Origin of the sequence: Nocardioides litoris (assembly GCF_006346315.1) — a bacterium.
GTDB classification, from domain to species: Bacteria; Actinomycetota; Actinomycetes; order Propionibacteriales; family Nocardioidaceae; genus Nocardioides; species Nocardioides litoris.
This window is the reverse complement of record NZ_VDMR01000002.1, coordinates 230505-246143: the sequence shown is the minus strand read 5'-3', so window position 1 is coordinate 246143 and position 15639 is coordinate 230505. Positions and strand designations below refer to the sequence as shown.

Here is a 15639-nt window from a genome sequence, read left to right as displayed (position 1 = left end):
CGGCCCCCCGACCAGTCGTCGGGGGGCCGTGTGCTGCTGCGGGTGGGGTGCCGGCCCGGCTCAGCGGACGGTGACCCGGCGCGGAGCCGACTGCGACGGCTTGACCGTGCCGGACCCGGCGTACCGGACCACGAGGACGTGCTTGCCGCGGCGCAGCTTCGGGAGCGCGATGCTGGTCCGACCCGCGTGGCCGGCGGTCAGGGTGGCGGCGCCGACCTGGCGGCCCCGGTCGAGCACGACCACGCGGCCGGTGGGCGTGCGCGAGCTGCGCACGGTGACGACCGCGCGGCCGCGCTTGGTGCGGCTGACCACGAAGCCGGCCCCGGTGCTGGACGCGGCCCTGACCGCCGGCGCGGGGTTGCCCGGGTTGCCCGGGTTGCCGGAGCCCGGCTTGCTGGCGAACAGGCCGACGTACGGCGTCACGTAGGACTTGGTGCCGCCGTGCCCGCCGACGGTGAAGGCGACCTGCAGGTGGTCACCGGACTGCGCGACGGGGCAGGGCGCCCGGCCGTCGCGGCGGTCCTGGCACTCGGGCTGCTGGGTGGCCGGGCCCTTGAGCTCCCTGGTGGCGCGGACCGGGACCTGGATCTCCAGCACGTCGCCCTGGCGCACGGTCCACGGCTGGCCGTCGGGCGTGCCGAACAGGACGCCACCGTTGGTGCCGCGGTCGTAGGTGAGCTGGTCCTCCCGCAGGACCGTCGACTGGCCGCTCGGCGTGAAGGACCAGCGGACCGGGGCGGTGTCGTCGGCGTACTCGAGGCCGGCCGGGAGCAGGAACTCCGGCAGCACGGCGGCCTTGCCGCTGGCCGGGAGGGAGACCAGGCCGGCGTAGGCGCGGACGTAGAAGGTCTCGCCGACCTGGGGCACGCGGTCGCCGTTGCCGCGCCACCCCACGTTGGCGCTGATGCCGGTGCCGGGCCTGCCGGTGACGAAGTCGATGACCTGGTCCTCGTCGTGCTTGCCGTCCTGCCACTCGCCGGCCGCCTGGGCCTGGACGGTGGTGGGTGCGGCCTCGGTCGCAGCGGTGGGCGTGGCGGCCGTCGCGGCCGTGCTGACCGTGCCAGCGAGCAGCGGCAGCAGGGCCGCCGCGGCGAGCGTGGTGCGGAGGGTGGATCGGGTGGTGCGCATGGCGGGTTCCTTCGGTGTCGGGTGTTCGGGTGCTCGGTGTGGGCGGTGGCGGGTCAGGAGGCGATGAAGGTGACGGAGAAGCGGCCCTCGACGGGCGCGGAGACCTCGACGCCCACGCCGCCGAGGTCGGCCGAGACGGTGTCGCCGGCTCCCCGGTCCTCGCGCACGACGTCGTACGACGCGAGCGCGGTCTCGTAGCCGTCGAGGACCGCGTCGGCGTCGGAGGTCGTGGCGTAGCCGGCGATCTCGGCCGAGCCGTCCAGCATCTGGCTGGTCTCGCAGAGGGTGGCCTCGACGGGCGGCTCCGGGAAGTCGGCCGGGCGCAGCGTGACGTCGGCGAGGTCGGCGGCCACGAGGGCCGCCGGGAAGGCGGCGGCGCACTCCTCGGGCACGTCGGCCAGGTCCCCGGCCACGTCGCCGGAGCCGCACCCGGCCAGGGCGAGCAGCAGGGCGGCGGCGGCCAGGCCGCGGCGGGGGGCGGAGCGGTGGAGCATCGGGGGTTTCCTCTCGGTCGCGGTGCCCGGGGGCGGGACGGTGCCGGGGCGGTGGCGGGACGGTGGTGGGACGGCCCGAGCCTGGGTCGACGGGCTTGCCGCGCCCTTGCCGTGGGCGAGCAGCGACTGCCAGCGGGTTGTCAGCGGCGCGGCCCGGTGCGCGGCCCGGCGCGCGCGAGCGCACGCGCCGCAGGGCGACGGGCGGGCTAGACCGGTGCGGTTCCGGTGGTGCGGAGCCGGGTGGCGGGGTACAACAGAGGGGCTCCCTGTCCACGCCTCCCCCCGGTGCGTCCCGTGACCCCCCACTCCCCCCGCCCCTCCCGCCTGCCGTTCGCCGTCCTGGCCGCGGCCGTGGCGCTGCTGCTCGCGCTGCCCGCGGGTGCCCTCGCGCCTCGACCCGCCGCGGCGGCCGACGGCTACGGAGGCACGGTGCCGTCGACCTGCTCGGTCGCCCTGCGCACCACCGCCTCCGGGGTGCTGCGGGCGACGGTGGGCGCGACCCTGCCGGGCAACGTGCCGGCACAGGGCCGCTTCAGCGTCACCTTCGACCGGGACGGCCGCACGCTCCGCTCCAGCGAGGTGCCCTACGACGGCGGTTCCGTCACCGTCGACGGGCCGCGTGCGACCGTGCCCGGTCGGTACGGCGTCACGGCGGTCTTCACGCCGCGCGAGCCCTCCCGGGCCGCCGGCTGCCGCGGATCGGCCGGGGCGCGGGCCGGCGTGCTCGACGAGAGCGGCGCGGCCAACGACCCCGAGCAGGGCGCGCCGGGGGCCGACCCCGGGGCCGTGCTGGCCTCGGGCGGGGGCACCGGTCCCGGAGGCGGCGCCGTCTCGCCGGCCACCGGGGCCGACGCGGGCACCGACGGCACCGGCATCGACCTGCCCGGGACGGGCGGGCCCGCCCTGTGGCTCCTGGCGCTGGGCGCCGCCCTGCTGCTGGTCGGCGCCGGCGCGGTCGCGCGCGGTCGACGGCCCCGCTCGCGGCGCCGCTGACGCCCGGCACGATGCTCGGGTGACCCCGGCCCCGCACCCGCTCGACGCCGCGGTCGCCGCCTCCCTCGCCGGCGCCCACCGGGCCCTGGCCCGCTCGCGCGGCCGCGCGGCGACGTACTCCGCGGGCGTGGCGACGTTCGCCGCGCTCCCGCCCGACGCGGGCCCGGCCGACTGGGCCGACCTCGCCGGCCTGCTCGGACCCGGCGCGCTGGCCGACCTGTTCTCGGCCGAGGTAGGGCCGCCGCCGGACTGGCAACCGGTCTTCCGGCTCGCCGGCGTGCAGATGGTCCTCGACCGCGCCGGGCCGGCCGGCCCCTCGTCGTACGACGGGGAGGTGGTCGACCTCGGTCGCGCCGACGTCGGCGACGCCCTCGACCTGGTCGAGCGCACCCGGCCGGGCCCGTTCGGGCCGCGGACCCTCGAGCTCGGCCGGTACGTCGGGGTGCGGGTCGACGGCTCGCTGGTCGCGATGGCCGGTGAGCGGCTGCGGCCCGCGGGCTGGACCGAGCTCAGCGCGGTGTGCACCGCCCCGGAGGCGCGCGGCCGCGGCCTGGCCGGCCGGCTCGTCGCGGTCCTGGCCGCCGGGGCCGCGGCCCGGGGCGACGGGGTCTTCCTGCACGTCGTCGACGGCAACCCCGCCCGGGCCCTCTACGAGCGCCTCGGGTCCGTCGTCCGTCGCCCGGTCCTCTTCTCCGGGTTCCGGGTGCCGGAGGTGCCAGGCACAGTGGTGGGGTGACCGACGACCTCGTCCGCGCCGCCCTCGACCACGCCACCGACCAGCACCGCGCGGTGCTGGTGACGCGACGCCGCGACGGCAGCCTGCAGTCCTCCCCGATCACGGTGACGACCTCGCCGCGCGAGACGTTGTGGATCTCCGCCCGGGCGGGCTCGGCCAAGGCGCGCAACCTGGCCCGCGACCCGCGCGCGACCCTGTGCCTGGTCAGCGACGCCTGGTACGCGCCGTGGCTGCACGTCGACGGCACCACCGTCGTCCACCGGGTGCCGGAGGCGGTGGACCTGCTGGTGGAGTACTACCGGCGGGCGTCGGGCGAGCACGAGGACTGGGACGACTTCCGGCGCTCGGTGGTCGAGGAGGACCGGGTGCTGCTGGAGGTCACGCCCGAGCGCGTCTCGGCGCCGGTCGCCCCGTCCTGACGGCGTGCTGCACCGGCCCGTGGCCGCGGTAGGGCCCGGGGTCGTGGCCGGTCCCGCCGATGACCAGGTCGTCGGCGGCGGAGAGGGCGGCGTGCAGGTAGTCCTTGGCCGCGCGCACGGTCGCGGGCCAGCCCCCGGCCCCGGCGTACGTCGGGCGCAGGGCCGCGCAGGCCGAGGACAGCGTGCAGCCCGTGCCGTGGGTGCTGTTCGTCACCACGCGTGGTGAGGCCAGCGCGTGCCGCTCGCCGCCGGGCCCGGCGAGGTGGTCGACGGCCTCCGCGCCCGGCAGGTGGCCGCCCTTGACCAGGGCCCAGGTCGGGCCGAGGTCGAGCAGGGCGGTGGCCTGGTCGGCGGCCTCGGCGGCCGTGCGGGCGGGCTCGCGACCGAGCAGGACGGCGGCCTCGGCGAGGTTGGGCGTCACCAGGTCGGCGAGGGGCAGCAGGTCGGTGCGCAGCACGTGCTCGGCCTCGCGGTCGAGGAGCCGGTCGCCCGAGGTGGCGACCATGACCGGGTCGAGGACGACCGGCGCCCCGGTGCCGGTCGGTCCGCCGAGCGCGGCGGCGATGGCCCGGGCCACCTCGGCGTTGCTGGTCATGCCGATCTTGACCGCGTCGACCGCGATGTCGTCGAGCAGCGTCTCGAGCTGGGCCGCGACCATCGCGCCGGGCACGGCCGCCACCTCACGCACCCCGACCGTGCTCTGGGCGGTGAGCCCGGTGAGCACCGCGCAGCCGTAGGCGCCCAGGGCGGCGAAGGTCTTGAGGTCGGCCTGGATCCCCGCCCCGCCGCTCGGGTCGGACCCGGCGACGGTCAGGGCCACCACGGGGTGCCCGGCAGGCCGGGTGCGGGCGCTCACGCCGCGCCCCGGGCGTCGTGCCAGGCCGCGACGAGCTCGGCCGCCGCGTCGGCGGGCGACGCCGCGCCGCACACCGCGGACACGACCGCGAGCCCGGCCGCCCCGGCGGCCCGGGCGGGCGCCGCGTCCGCCGCGGTCACGCCGCCGATGACCACGCAGGGCAGGGTGGACGCCGCGCACAGCGCGGCCAGCCCGGCCGGGCCGAACGGCGGGGCGGCGTCGGGCTTGGTGCTGGTCGCCCGCAACGGACCGACCCCCAGCAGGTCGACCGTGCCCGGCGGCAGGGCCGCGGCGGCCCGCGCCTGCGCAGGCGTGCTCACCGACAGGCCCAGGTGCGCCTCGGGCCCGAGCAGCCGCCGGGCACGCACCGGGTCGAGGTCGGACTGGCCGACGTGCGCCCCGTCGGCGCCCACGGCCAGGGCCACGTCGACCCGGTCGTTGACGACCAGCGGCACACCGGCCGGGCGGGTCACGGCGAGCAGCGCCTCGGCGAGGGCGACCAGGTCGCGCGTGGTCGAGCCCGGGTCGCGCAGCTGCACCGCGGTGGCGCCGCCGGCGACGGCCGCGGCCACGGTGGCCACGACCCGGTCGGGCCCGCCGCACTGCGCGGTGTCGGTGACGACGTACAGGGTGGGGTCGAGGGGCCTCACGACAGCGCCTCGGTGGCCCGGGCGGCGACCGCGTCGGGGGTGAGGGAGGCCAGGTGGTCGAGCAGCGCCACGGCGAACGAGCCGGGTCCCGAGGCCCCTGCGGCCGCTCGCTCCCCGGCCAGGCAGACCCAGGTCGTGGCGGCCGCGGCGGCGACGAGCCTGTCGTCGGTGACCGCGGCGCAGGCGGCGACGAGGGCGCCGAGGGCGCACCCGACCCCGGTGACCCGGGTCAGCAACGGGTGGCCGGCGTCGACCCGCACGACGCGCCGGCCGTCGGTCAGCAGGTCGACCGGCCCGCTGGTCGCGACCACCGTCGGCGTCGAGCCGGCCAGGTCGCGCGCGACGTCGGCGACGTCGTCGGGGGACTCGAGCGAGTCGACGCCCCGTCCGCCCGCGCCGCCGGCCAGGGCTGCCACCTCGGAGGCGTTGCCGCGCACGACGGCCGGGCCCCGCGCCACCAGCTCGGCCGCGAGCGCGGTGCGCAGGGGGAGGGCGCCGATGGCCACCGGGTCGAGCACCCACGGCACCCCGGCGTCGCGGGCTGCGGCGACGGCGACCCGCATGCCCCGCGCGCGGGGCTCGTCGACGGTGCCGAGGTTGACCAGGAGCGCGCCCGCCACGGCGGCCAGCACCCCCGACTCCTCCTCGGCGTCGACCATGGCCGGCGCGGCTCCGGCCGCGAGGAGCACGTTGGCCGTGAACCCGGTGACCACGCTGTTGGTCATGCAGTGCACGAGGGGCGCCGCGGCGCGCACCGCCTCGACCACCTCGCCCACCTGCTCGCCCGTGGGGGCAGGATCGATCGCACTCGTCATCTGGCGTCCCTCCGCTAGCACTACCTAGACAGGTTCGACGGGTGCTTCTCAGCCGGAGCCGACCCGACGGCCGACCCGGCGCCCCGCGCCGTGTGCTCCGACCCTACGGCTCGACCGGGCCGGCCGGCGTACGCCGAAGGGGTGGGGGTGGGCCGCTGTGGGCCGTTGCCGGGGGCCCCGGGGGTCGCCGTAGTGGCGGGACCGACGAAGCCCAGGAGCCGTCGGCCCCCGGGGCAGCCACCCTCACGGGCCGACGCGCACCGGCTCGACCCGCTCGAGGGCCGCGAGGTCGTCGGCGTCGAGGTCGACCTCGAGGACGGCCATGTTCTCCTCCAGGTGGGCGACCGACTTGGTGCCGGGGATGAGCAGCAGCCGGTCGTACTGCGCGAGCAGCCAGGCCAGCGCGACCTGGCTCGGCGTGACGCCGTGCTTGGCGGCCACGGAGGAGACGTGCGGGTCGGCGGCGAGCGCGGCGGGGCCGCCGGTGAAGGCGGAGCCGAGCGGGAAGTACGGCACGTAGGCGACGTCGTGCCGGCGGCAGAGCTCGAGCACGTCGGCGTCGGAGCGGTCGAGCAGGCTGTAGGGGTTCTGCACCTGGCCGATCCCGACGGTCTCGATCGCGGTGCGCACCGTCTCGGCGCCGACGCTCGAGACCCCGACGAGGGCGAGCTTGCCCTCCTCGCGCAGGTCGGCCAGGGCGCCGAGCTGGTCGGCCAGCGGCGCCTCGTCGGCCTCGGGGTGGTCGCGCTCCTGGCGGCGCAGGTTGACCAGGTCGAGGCGCTCGACGCGCAGGGAGCGCAGGTTGGCCTCGACCTGGGCGCGCAGCTGCTCGGGCCGCGAGGCCATCACCCAGGCGCCCTGGTCGTCGCGCTCGGCGCCGACCTTGGTCACCAGGCGCACGCCCTCGGGGTAGGGGTGGAGGGTCTCGCGGATGAGGTCGTTGACCACGTCGGGTCCGTAGAACTGCGCCGTGTCGATGTGGTCGACCCCCAGCTCGACGGCCCGGCGCAGCACGGCGCGGCAGGCCTCGGGGTCGGCGGGCGGGCCGAACACCCCGGGTCCGGCGAGCTGCATCGCCCCGAAGCCGATGCGGTGGACGGGCAGGTCGCCCAGGGAGGAGGTTGAGGTGCTCATGCCTCCACAGTGGCACCCCGACCCCACGTCACCCCCATGGGTGACCGTGTCCGCGACGGCGTCGAGGGCGGTGGTCCGTGGGGGTGGCCCGGTTATCCTCAGCGCCGTGACCGACCAGCCCGACGACGGGGGTGTGCTGACCCTCACCGGCGACGTGGAGGAATCCGCCCTCCCCGAGCTTCGCGAGCAGGTCGCCGAGCTGCTCGACTCCTACCAGGTCGTGCGGGTCGAGCTGGTCGAGGTGACGTTCCTGCCGAGCGCCGCGCTCGGCGTGCTGGTGCAGGCGGCCGGCCGCGCCCAGCGCCGCGGCCAGGGGTTCGCCATCGTCGCCGAGCCCGGCAGCCACGCGGCCCGGGTGCTCGACGTCACCGGCGTCCCCTACGTCGGTCCCGGCTGAGCGGACCCGGCCTCAGGGGCGCGGAGCCACGAGGGCGGTGACGAGGGTGCCGTCCGAGGTGTCGACCGACCACTCGCGGCTGAACGCCTCCACCAGCCGCATCCCGCGGCCGCCCTGGTCGTGCGCCGAGGGCGCCTGCACCGCCACCCGGGCGCCGGGCGCGTCGACGCCGGCGGACTGGCCCTCGTCGCGCACCTCGATCCGCACGGCGCCGTCGGGCTGGACGTCCCAGGTCAGGCGCACGCAGTCGTCGGCGTCGGGGGAGCCGTGGACCAGGGCGTTCATCACCAGCTCGCTCATCACCGCGACGGCGTCGGTGACGTGGCGCTGCCCGAGCCCGGCGGCGGTCAGGTGCTCGACCATCTCGCTGCGCACGGGCGCGACCGCGTCGATGCTGCACGGCACCGACGTCGTACGACGGCGCCTGTCGACCTGCTCCGACACCAAGGCGTGCTCCTCCCGCTCCGCGCTGCCGCGCGTGAGCCTATCGACACCGGTCGACCGGTGGTCGCGGCTTCCCCTGCCGGGGTGAGCGTGCGGGTGGCACCATGTCGGCAGTCGGTCCACGTCCCGGCCGCGCACCGGCCGCGGCCATCCCGTAGGGAGCCCTGGTGACCGACGTCGAGCAGCCGCCCCTCACCGGGCCGTTCGGCGCACCGCTCACCGACGAGGTGCTCCGGCTCCGCACGGCCCGTCGCCTCGCCGCCACCCCCGGCGGCGTCCCCGCGCTCGACCGGCTCGCGGCCCTGGCGGCCCGCCTGGTGGGTGCCGGGTCCGGCCAGGTCTCGGTGATCACCGACGAGCAGACCGTGATGGGCGGCTCCGGTGCCGCCAACGCGTCGGTGGGGGCGACCTCTCCCGCCGCCGAGTCCTTGTGCTCGGTCGTGGTCAAGGCCGCGCGACCCGTCCCCATCCCCGAGACCGCGGTCGACGACCGGGTGCGCTCGCTGCCGCCCGTCGTCGCCGGGGTCGCGGCCTCCTACCTCGGTGTCCCGCTCCGCTCCGGGCCCCACGTCGTGGGCGCGCTGTGCGTCTTCGGCGAGCAGGCGCGCGCATGGTCCGACGCCGACGTGGCGGTCCTGGAGGACCTGGCCGGCCCCGTGATGGCCGAGCTCGAGCTCGCCGCCGTCGAGGCCGAGCACCGCGCCGACCGGCTGCTGTGGGAGACCGCGGTCGACGCGGCCGGCGTCGGTGCCTTCGACTGGGACCTCGCGACCGACACGCTGCGCTGGGACGACCGGCTCCTCGACCTGTTCGGCCTGACCCGCGAGACGTTCGGGGGCACCATCGGGGCGTTCACCGACTGCGTCCACCCCGACGACCGCTCGCTGGTCGGGGCGGCCCTGCAGGCGGCGGTCGACGCCTGCAGCGTCTACGAGGCCGAGTACCGCGTCGTCCTCCCGGACGGCGAGACCATCTGGGTGGGCGCCCGCGGCCGCGGCGTCGCCGGACCCGACGGCACCGCACACCGGCTGGTGGGGGCGGCGTACGACGTCACGCCGCGGCGCCACGCCCAGGAGCTGCTCCAGCGCGAGGCGACCCGCGCGGCCCTGGTCGCCGAGGTCACCTCGGTGCTCTCCGACACCCTCGACCGCAACGAGGTCGCGGAGCGGGTCGTGCGCGCGGTGGTGCCGGGGATGGCCGACTGGGGTGCGGTGTGCCTGGCCGAGCGCAGCGGTCCGCCGGGCCGCGCGCGGCTGGCCAACTGGCGCGGCGGGGTGCGCGACCTCGGCGTCTGGCACCACGACCCGGCGAAGCGGGTCGCGCTCACCGCGCTGTGCCGCCACGACCGCTCGGTGCTGGCCGGCATCCCCCAGGTGTCGTGGCTCGTCGGCGCGGTCGACGGGGCCGCCACCCACCGCCACGTCGCCGACGCCGCTCGCGAGCTGCGCGAGGGGGTCGACGACGAGCGCACCCTGCGGCTGCTCGACGAGATGGACCCCGTCTCGGCCGTCCTGCTGCCCCTGACCTGGCACGACGTGGTCGCCGGCACGCTGGTGCTGTTCCGGGGTGCGGGCTCCTCGCCGTTCACCGCGGCGGAGCTGGCGCTGCTCGAGGAGGTCGCGACCCGTGCGGCGCTGGCCCTGGAGAAGGCGCAGCTCTACACCGACCAGCGCGACCTGGCCGAGGGCCTGCAGCGCTCGATGCTCACCGCGCCGCCCACGCCCGACCACCTCGAGGTCGAGGTGCGCTACGCGCCTGCCTCGGTCGCCGCCCAGGTCGGGGGCGACTGGTACGACGTGTTCCGCCAGCGTGACGGGGCGACCTGCCTGGTGGTCGGCGACGTGGTCGGTCACGACGCCGCCGCGGCGGCGACGATGGGCCAGCTGCGCAGCCTGCTGCGCGGGGTGGCCGTGACGACCGACGACGGCCCGGCCCAGGTGCTGAGCCGCGTCGACGAGGCGCTCGCGCTGCTGGAGATGGAGACCCTCGCCACCGCGGTCGTCGCCCGCTTCGAGCAGGGAGCCGACCAGCGGGTCGCCGGCGTCACCGACCTGCGCCTGAGCAACGCGGGCCACCCGCCGCCGCTCCTGGTGGAGCCGTGCGTGCCGGGGGCGACGCCGCAGGCCCGGTTCCTGTGGTCCGAGCGCACCCGCCCGATGCTGGGGTTCCTGCCCGAGACCGACCGGGCCGACGACGTGGTGTCGTTGCCGGTGGGGTCCACGGTCCTGCTGTTCACCGACGGCCTCGTCGAGCGCCGGGGGGAGTCCATCGACACCGGGCTCGACCGGCTCCGCACGGCGGTGGTGGCCCTCATCCGGGCCGGGGTCCCCCTGGCGGAGCTGGCCGACCGACTGGTCGAGCGGATGCGGCCGGCCGGGGCGGAAGACGACCTCGCCCTCGTCGCGGTCCGGGTGCACGGCCAGGCTCCTCGCCCCCTCGGGTGAGGTCGGACCACCCCGTGTGAGCGGGGCACCGACCGGACCAATCGTCGACGTGAGGGGTTCGTGAGCGCCGCGGCGATCCCGTGCGCGTGACCCGCGACCGACGCACCCTTGTCGTCAGGGGCTCACCACAGGCCGGATGACCGCGTCCCCGGTCATCAGGCCATCCACGGGGTGGACCCCCCACTCACTGCGCGGGCGCCCGGACCGCTTGCGCAGGGTCCCGGGAGCCACCACAGGTGGCCCCCGGGACCGCTGGGGTCACCGGCCGCTCGGCACGGCCCGCACGGTCGCGGTGACCCAGTCGTGGTCGGACCCCGTGCGCGAGCGCGGCAGCACGTCGAGGTCGCCGGTCGGGGTGAACGCCGCCGGGTCGAGCACGACGCCGTCGAGGCCGTGCGGGAGGTAGGTCCGACCCGCGTCGGCGACGGCCCGGTGCGGCGCGTGCGTCCAGGCCTGCGCCGGGGTGCGCACCGCGCCGCACGGCACCCGGTAGTTGTAGTCGCCGCCGCCCAGCACCGGCCACCCCTCGGCCGCCTGGGCGTCGAGCAGCGCCCGCTCGGCCCGCGCGTGGTCGCGGTAGCGACGGGTGCCCCGCCACAGCGGTCGCACCCGCCCGTCGCGCCGCTGCACGTAGGCGTTGCGATGGGTCGACCACGCCAGCGCCCGGACACCGCCGGGCAGCTCGACCCGCGCCCAGGCCGCCCACCGGTCGTGGGCCACCGTCGAGCGCGGCACGGCCCGCGACATGGGCGCGACCCCGTGGTCGACCACGACCACGTCCGCGCGGACGAGCAGCCCGACCTCGCGGCGCCCGTGGCGGGCGTCGGGCCCGGCCCCGAGGTAGCGGTAGCCCTCGACCTCGCGCACCACCTCGACCCACCCGCCCCCGACCTCGCAGACCGAGACCAGGTGCGGTGACCCCGCGGCGAGCGCGGGCACGTCGTCGCGCGGCCGGGGGTTGCGCACCGAGAGGTTGGCCACGCGGACGGCGTACGTCGGGGGGCCGGGCACGGCTCCATGCTGGCACGGGCGTGGACGCCCGGCGGGGGGCCCGGGCGCCGTCACTTATGTTTGTTGATCGAACCAATCGACTCAGACGACTCAGACGGGAACCCCATGTCCTCCATCCCCACCCTCTCCGGCCTGACCCGCCGCACCCTGGCCGGCGCCGCCGTCGGCGCGCTCGGCGCCGCGGGCGTCGTCGCCGCGGCCGACGAGGCCGCCGCCGAGCAGCCGTTCCGGGCCGTCGCCCGCCGCGGTCGGCTGCCGCGGCCCAACATCCTGGTGATCCTGGCCGACGACCTCGGGTGGGCCGACCTGTCGTCGTACGGCGCTCCGCACATCAAGACGCCCCACCTCGACCGGCTGGCCCGCGACGGCGTGCGCTTCACGCAGGGCTACTCCGCGGGCGCGGTCTGCTCTCCGACCCGCTTCGCGCTCTACACCGGCCGCCACCCCGGCCGCACCCCCGGCGGCCTGCAGGAGCCCATCGGCGCCCCGAGCCCGACCAACGGCATCCCGCCGGAGCACCCGACACTGGGCTCCCTGCTCGGCGACGCGGGCTACGCCACCGCGATGGTCGGCAAGTGGCACGGCGGGTTCCTGCCGTGGTTCTCGCCGCTGAAGTCCGGCTGGGACTCCTTCTACGGCAACTACTCCGGCGGCATCGACTACTTCAGCAAGCTCTACGCCAAGGACGGTTACGACCTCTGGGACGACGAGGAGCAGGTCGAGGACCCGCGCTACTACACCGACATCCTCACCGAGAAGGCCGTCGAGGTCGTCCGCCGCAACGCCCGGCTGCAGCAGCCGTGGCTGTTCAACCTCAACTTCACCACCCCGCACTGGCCGTGGGAGGGCCGCGGCGACAAGGCGGTCAGCGACGAGCTCACCCGGCGCGTCCAGGCGGGCGAGCAGCGGGTGCTCTTCCACGAGGACGGCGGCTCGCTGGAGACGTACGTCGAGATGGTCGAGGACCTCGACCGCTCGGTCGGCCGCGTGCTCGACGAGCTGCGCCGCACCGGCCAGGACAAGGACACCGTGGTGCTCTTCCAGAGCGACAACGGCGGCGAGCGCTTCTCCTACAGCTGGCCGCTCACCGGCGCCAAGGCCGGCCTCACCGAGGGTGGCATCCGGGTGCCGATGATCGTGTCCTGGCCCGGGCACCTCGGCCAGCGCCAGGTCGACGACACCCCGGTCTACACGACCGACTGGACCGCGACCTTCCTCGAGCTGGCCGGCGCGACGCCGGACCCGACGTACCCGCTCGACGGCACCAGCCTGGTGCCGCACCTCTTCCAGGGCCGGGCGGTGCCGGAGCGCGACCTGTTCTGGCGGACGCGCTCGGCGCGGGCGCTGCGTCGTGGCAACCTGAAGTACTCGCGCATCGGCGGCGTCGACCGGCTGCACGACCTGGCGGCCGACCCGCGCGAGCAAGCCGACCTGGCGCGCCGGCGGCCGGCCGACCTGGCCGCGCTGCGGGCGGCCTGGGAGGCCGTGGACGCGACGCTGCTGCCCTACCCGGCCTGAATGCGACCCGCCCCCGGCACCGGGACGGTGCCGGGGGCGGGCCCTCTCGGGGGCCAGGGGTCAGCAGCGGCCCCACACGCCGCGGTGGGCGCGCTTGGCCTGCCGCTGCGCCGAGGCGTACGCCGCCCGCCGGGTCGGCGGGGCCTCGCGGGTGTCGAGGCGGGCCAGGCCGCGGCCCAGCTGGGCCTGGGCCAGGTCGCGCGTGCCGACCAGGACGGTCCAGGGGGTCGCGCCGGTGCCGGTGGTGCGCGAGCCCCGGACGGCGATGAGCCGCACGGTGCTGCCCGGTCGGGCGGCCCGGACCAGCGCGCGCTTGCCGGAGCGCACGGTGCAGCGGGGCCTGGCGGGCGGGGTGAGGCCGGCGAGGTCGACCCGGAACCGGGCGCGCCCGGCCTGGACGAGGAGGGTGTCGGCGTCGACGACGGAGACCACCCTGGCCGTGGTGGGCAGGGTCGGGGTCACCGGACCGGGGCCCGGGTTGCCGGGGCCCGGGTCGGGGCCGGGGTCCGGGGTGCGCACGCTGAAGGAGTGCACGACCGGCGTCGGGTCGACGCGGCCGGCGTCGTCACGCGCCCGCACCTCGAACCGGTAGTCGCCGTCGGGCAGGTCGTCCAGGGTCACGGGGGACTGGCAGGCGACCCAGTCGTAGGTCCAGCCCTCCGGGCCGTCCATGCGGCACTGGAAGGAGTCGTGGTGCTCGCCGTGGAAGCGCGCCTGCACCTGACGTCCGTCGAGGACGGCCGAGTCGAGCACGGTCTCCGGCAGGTAGCCCATCTGCCACTCCCAGCGGGCGGGGACCTCGTCGACGCTGCCGTCACGGGCGCCGCGGACGGCCAGGGAGTACAGGCCGTGCGCGGTCCGGGTCACGGTGAGGGGCTCACCGGGGGTGCCGCACGTGGACCAGGCGCCGCCGTTGACGGCGCACTCGATCGAGGTCGCCTCGGGGCTGTCGACGACGAACTCGGCCGTCTCGTGGCCGGTGCGGTCCGTGGGACCGCTGCGCACGACGGTGTCGAGGTGCCAGTCGGCGAGCGCCTCGGGGTTGCTCGTGTTGCCGGAGGGGTCCACGGCGCGCACGCTCATGACGTGCTGCCCCGCCGCGGGCCAGGTGTGCTCGACGCCGCTGCTGCACGGCCGGTACTCCGTCGCCGGCCAGGGACGGCACTCGAGGGTGCCCTGGGTCGCGCTCATCGTGTAGGTCGAGGTGAGGTCCTTGGTCGTCGAGCGCTGCTGCGACCACGACGTGAGCACGGGCCTGGTGTTGTCGTAGGCGCCGCCGCGCACGGTCTTCTCGGTGCTGCTGAAGGCGGCCGACTCGACCATGCAGTCGTACTGCCGGCCCTTGACGTGCCGGACGCTGTCGCAGCCGGTCCAGTTGTCGGCGACCCACTCGTCGGTCTCGGAGACCAGGGGGGTGACCCGCAGCCACACGACGGACGCGAAGACCGCCGAGCTGCGGATGCGGGCACAGGTGTGGACGACGCGGTCGTCGAGGTTGTCGCGGTGGTCGCAGCTGCGGGAGGCGCCGTCGTCGACGGCCCCCTCGATGACGGAGATCTCGGCCGCGCCGCGGACCTCGATGGTCAGGCCGAGCTGGCCGGCGGCCGCCGGTGGGGCGGTGGCGAGCTGCAGGCCGGCTGCGGCGCCCAGCACGGCGAGCACGACGGCCAGCAGGCGTCGGGCGTGGGTGGCGGCAGTGGGGCTGGAGGTGGTCACGGGTCTGCTGCTCCGGGTCGGTGCCCCGGTCGGGGGTGGTGTCGGTCGGGTGGTCATGACGAGGAGCCTGGTGCCGACCCCTTGGCGCTGGCTGGCCGCGCGCTGGTCGGTCGCCCCCCGCGCTGCCAGCGACCTGCAAGGTGGGTGCCCGTGCCGGCGGCCACCCTCGGGGGCATGAGCGTGCCTGCCGTGCCCGTCCCGCCGTGGCTGGAGCCGTGGTTCCAGGTCCCGACCCGCGTGGAGCTCGCGAGCGGCCACCACCTGCGCCCCCTGCGCGCGGCCGACGAGGGACTGCCCGGCCTGCCCGTCGGGCTCGACCTGGGCGCGGCCGTCGCGGCCGCCACCGCGCGCAGCTCCTTCTGCTTCGGGGTCTTCGACGACGAGGAGCGATCCGTGCTCGGCTGGGTCACCCTCGACCCCGGCGCGGCGCCGTACGACGTCGAGGTGGGCTGGGCGGTCGCGCCCGAGCAGGTCGGCACCCACCTGGCCGAGACGCTCGGCGCGGCGCTGCCGGGGTGGGCGACGTCGGCCTGGCCCTGGACCAGCCCGCGCGTCACGCGTCGCTGAGGACCCGCGCCGCCGTCACCCGGCGGGGGCGGCCGCGTCCGCGCTTGTGGGCGACGACCTCGCCGTCGACCAGCACCCGGCCGCCCCACACCCCCCACGGCTCGCGGCGCTCCAGCGCGCCGGCCAGGCAGGCCTCGCGCTGGGGGCAGCCGCCGCAGCGGGCCTGGGCGACGGCGAGGGCCTCGGGCCGCTCGGCGTACCACAGCTCGAGGTCGGTGCTGCACGGCAGCGTCCAGGACGCCGTCACGGGGGTGCTCACGGGTCCACCGTGCGCGGTGCCGCTTGCCGTCGGCTGGCATCCGCGCTGCCCGCGGACC

17 protein-coding genes and 1 riboswitch are annotated in these 15639 nt (G+C 77.0%); of the genes, 7 read left to right on the top strand and 10 right to left on the bottom strand.

Going from position 1 to position 15639, the window contains the following annotated elements; genetic code table 11:
• Nucleotides 1-60 precede the first annotated feature (60 nt).
• Nucleotides 61-1128: an Ig-like domain-containing protein gene (locus FJQ57_RS23575; RefSeq protein WP_139979536.1), complete on the bottom strand. Its 1068-nt coding sequence runs from the start codon at nt 1126-1128 to the stop codon at nt 61-63.
• Nucleotides 1129-1181: 53 nt separating this feature from the next.
• Entirely contained in the window at nt 1182-1622 is a 441-nt protein-coding gene (locus tag FJQ57_RS09265; RefSeq protein WP_139979534.1) for a hypothetical protein, read from the bottom strand.
• 294 nt (nt 1623-1916) lie between these two features.
• Here FJQ57_RS09265 and FJQ57_RS09260 point away from each other — a divergent pair, with 294 nt between their 5' ends.
• Genes FJQ57_RS09260 through FJQ57_RS09250 form a run of 3 tightly spaced genes read left to right on the top strand, consistent with a single transcriptional unit; the run spans nt 1917 to nt 3770 of the window.
• Nucleotides 1917-2615 carry a hypothetical protein gene (locus tag FJQ57_RS09260; protein WP_139979533.1) on the top strand — a complete coding sequence of 233 codons (699 nt, stop codon included), beginning with the start codon at nt 1917-1919 and terminating at the stop codon, nt 2613-2615.
• Nucleotides 2616-2634: 19 nt separating this feature from the next.
• The gene (locus FJQ57_RS23280; protein ID WP_139979531.1) at nt 2635-3351 is read left to right on the top strand and encodes a GNAT family N-acetyltransferase; all 717 of its coding nucleotides are present in this window, start codon (nt 2635-2637) and stop codon (nt 3349-3351) included.
• Nucleotides 3348-3770: a PPOX class F420-dependent oxidoreductase gene (locus tag FJQ57_RS09250; protein ID WP_139979529.1), complete on the top strand. Its 423-nt coding sequence runs from the start codon at nt 3348-3350 to the stop codon at nt 3768-3770. The genes FJQ57_RS23280 and FJQ57_RS09250 overlap by 4 nt, the downstream gene beginning before the upstream one ends.
• Here the strand turns inward: FJQ57_RS09250 and thiD are convergent.
• The 4 genes from thiD to FJQ57_RS09230 all read right to left on the bottom strand — a co-directional run bounded on the left by thiD (nt 3730) and on the right by FJQ57_RS09230 (nt 7225).
• A complete protein-coding gene (thiD, locus tag FJQ57_RS09245; protein WP_246081710.1) occupies nt 3730-4626 on the bottom strand; it encodes a bifunctional hydroxymethylpyrimidine kinase/phosphomethylpyrimidine kinase in 897 nt (298 codons plus the stop codon). The genes FJQ57_RS09250 and thiD overlap by 41 nt on opposite strands.
• Nucleotides 4623-5276 (bottom strand): thiamine phosphate synthase, encoded by a 654-nt coding sequence (thiE, locus tag FJQ57_RS09240; protein WP_139979527.1) that lies wholly within the window; start codon nt 5274-5276, stop codon nt 4623-4625. Before thiE ends, thiD begins: the two co-directional genes overlap by 4 nt.
• Nucleotides 5273-6091 carry a hydroxyethylthiazole kinase gene (gene thiM, locus FJQ57_RS09235; RefSeq protein ID WP_139979525.1) on the bottom strand — a complete coding sequence of 273 codons (819 nt, stop codon included), beginning with the start codon at nt 6089-6091 and terminating at the stop codon, nt 5273-5275. The genes thiE and thiM overlap by 4 nt, the downstream gene beginning before the upstream one ends.
• Nucleotides 6081-6187, bottom strand: a riboswitch (TPP riboswitch). (Overlaps the previous gene by 11 nt.)
• 147 nt (nt 6188-6334) lie before the next feature.
• Nucleotides 6335-7225: an aldo/keto reductase gene (locus FJQ57_RS09230; RefSeq protein ID WP_139979523.1), complete on the bottom strand. Its 891-nt coding sequence runs from the start codon at nt 7223-7225 to the stop codon at nt 6335-6337.
• Nucleotides 7226-7331: 106 nt separating this feature from the next.
• On the opposite strand from FJQ57_RS09230, the gene FJQ57_RS09225 reads away from it, so the two are divergent.
• Nucleotides 7332-7622 (top strand): STAS domain-containing protein, encoded by a 291-nt coding sequence (locus FJQ57_RS09225; RefSeq protein WP_170219351.1) that lies wholly within the window; start codon nt 7332-7334, stop codon nt 7620-7622.
• Nucleotides 7623-7634: 12 nt separating this feature from the next.
• On the opposite strand, the gene FJQ57_RS09220 is transcribed toward FJQ57_RS09225, so the two are convergent.
• The gene (locus FJQ57_RS09220; protein WP_170219350.1) at nt 7635-8066 is read right to left on the bottom strand and encodes an ATP-binding protein; all 432 of its coding nucleotides are present in this window, start codon (nt 8064-8066) and stop codon (nt 7635-7637) included.
• 167 nt (nt 8067-8233) lie between these two features.
• Here FJQ57_RS09220 and FJQ57_RS09215 point away from each other — a divergent pair, with 167 nt between their 5' ends.
• Nucleotides 8234-10510, top strand: coding sequence for a SpoIIE family protein phosphatase (locus tag FJQ57_RS09215; protein ID WP_139979517.1), 2277 nt, complete (start codon nt 8234-8236; stop codon nt 10508-10510).
• Between the two features lie 258 nt (nt 10511-10768).
• Here FJQ57_RS09215 and FJQ57_RS09210 read toward each other — a convergent pair whose 3' ends face one another.
• The gene (locus FJQ57_RS09210; RefSeq protein ID WP_139979515.1) at nt 10769-11521 is read right to left on the bottom strand and encodes a hypothetical protein; all 753 of its coding nucleotides are present in this window, start codon (nt 11519-11521) and stop codon (nt 10769-10771) included.
• A 105-nt stretch (nt 11522-11626) separates the two neighbouring features.
• On the opposite strand from FJQ57_RS09210, the gene FJQ57_RS09205 reads away from it, so the two are divergent.
• On the top strand, nt 11627-13039 hold the full coding sequence (locus tag FJQ57_RS09205) for a sulfatase-like hydrolase/transferase (protein ID WP_139979513.1): 1413 nt from the start codon (nt 11627-11629) through the stop codon (nt 13037-13039).
• A 60-nt stretch (nt 13040-13099) separates the two neighbouring features.
• Here FJQ57_RS09205 and FJQ57_RS09200 read toward each other — a convergent pair whose 3' ends face one another.
• Nucleotides 13100-14755: a thermonuclease family protein gene (locus tag FJQ57_RS09200; protein ID WP_139979512.1), complete on the bottom strand. Its 1656-nt coding sequence runs from the start codon at nt 14753-14755 to the stop codon at nt 13100-13102.
• 174 nt (nt 14756-14929) lie between these two features.
• Between FJQ57_RS09200 and FJQ57_RS09195 the strand changes: the two genes are divergently transcribed.
• Entirely contained in the window at nt 14930-15322 is a 393-nt protein-coding gene (locus FJQ57_RS09195) for a hypothetical protein (RefSeq protein ID WP_139979510.1), read from the top strand.
• Here the strand turns inward: FJQ57_RS09195 and FJQ57_RS09190 are convergent.
• Nucleotides 15309-15581, bottom strand: a complete 273-nt coding sequence (locus tag FJQ57_RS09190; RefSeq protein WP_139979508.1) for a WhiB family transcriptional regulator — start codon at nt 15579-15581, stop codon at nt 15309-15311. The two genes, FJQ57_RS09195 and FJQ57_RS09190, sit on opposite strands and share 14 nt — an antisense overlap.
• Nucleotides 15582-15639 lie beyond the last annotated feature (58 nt).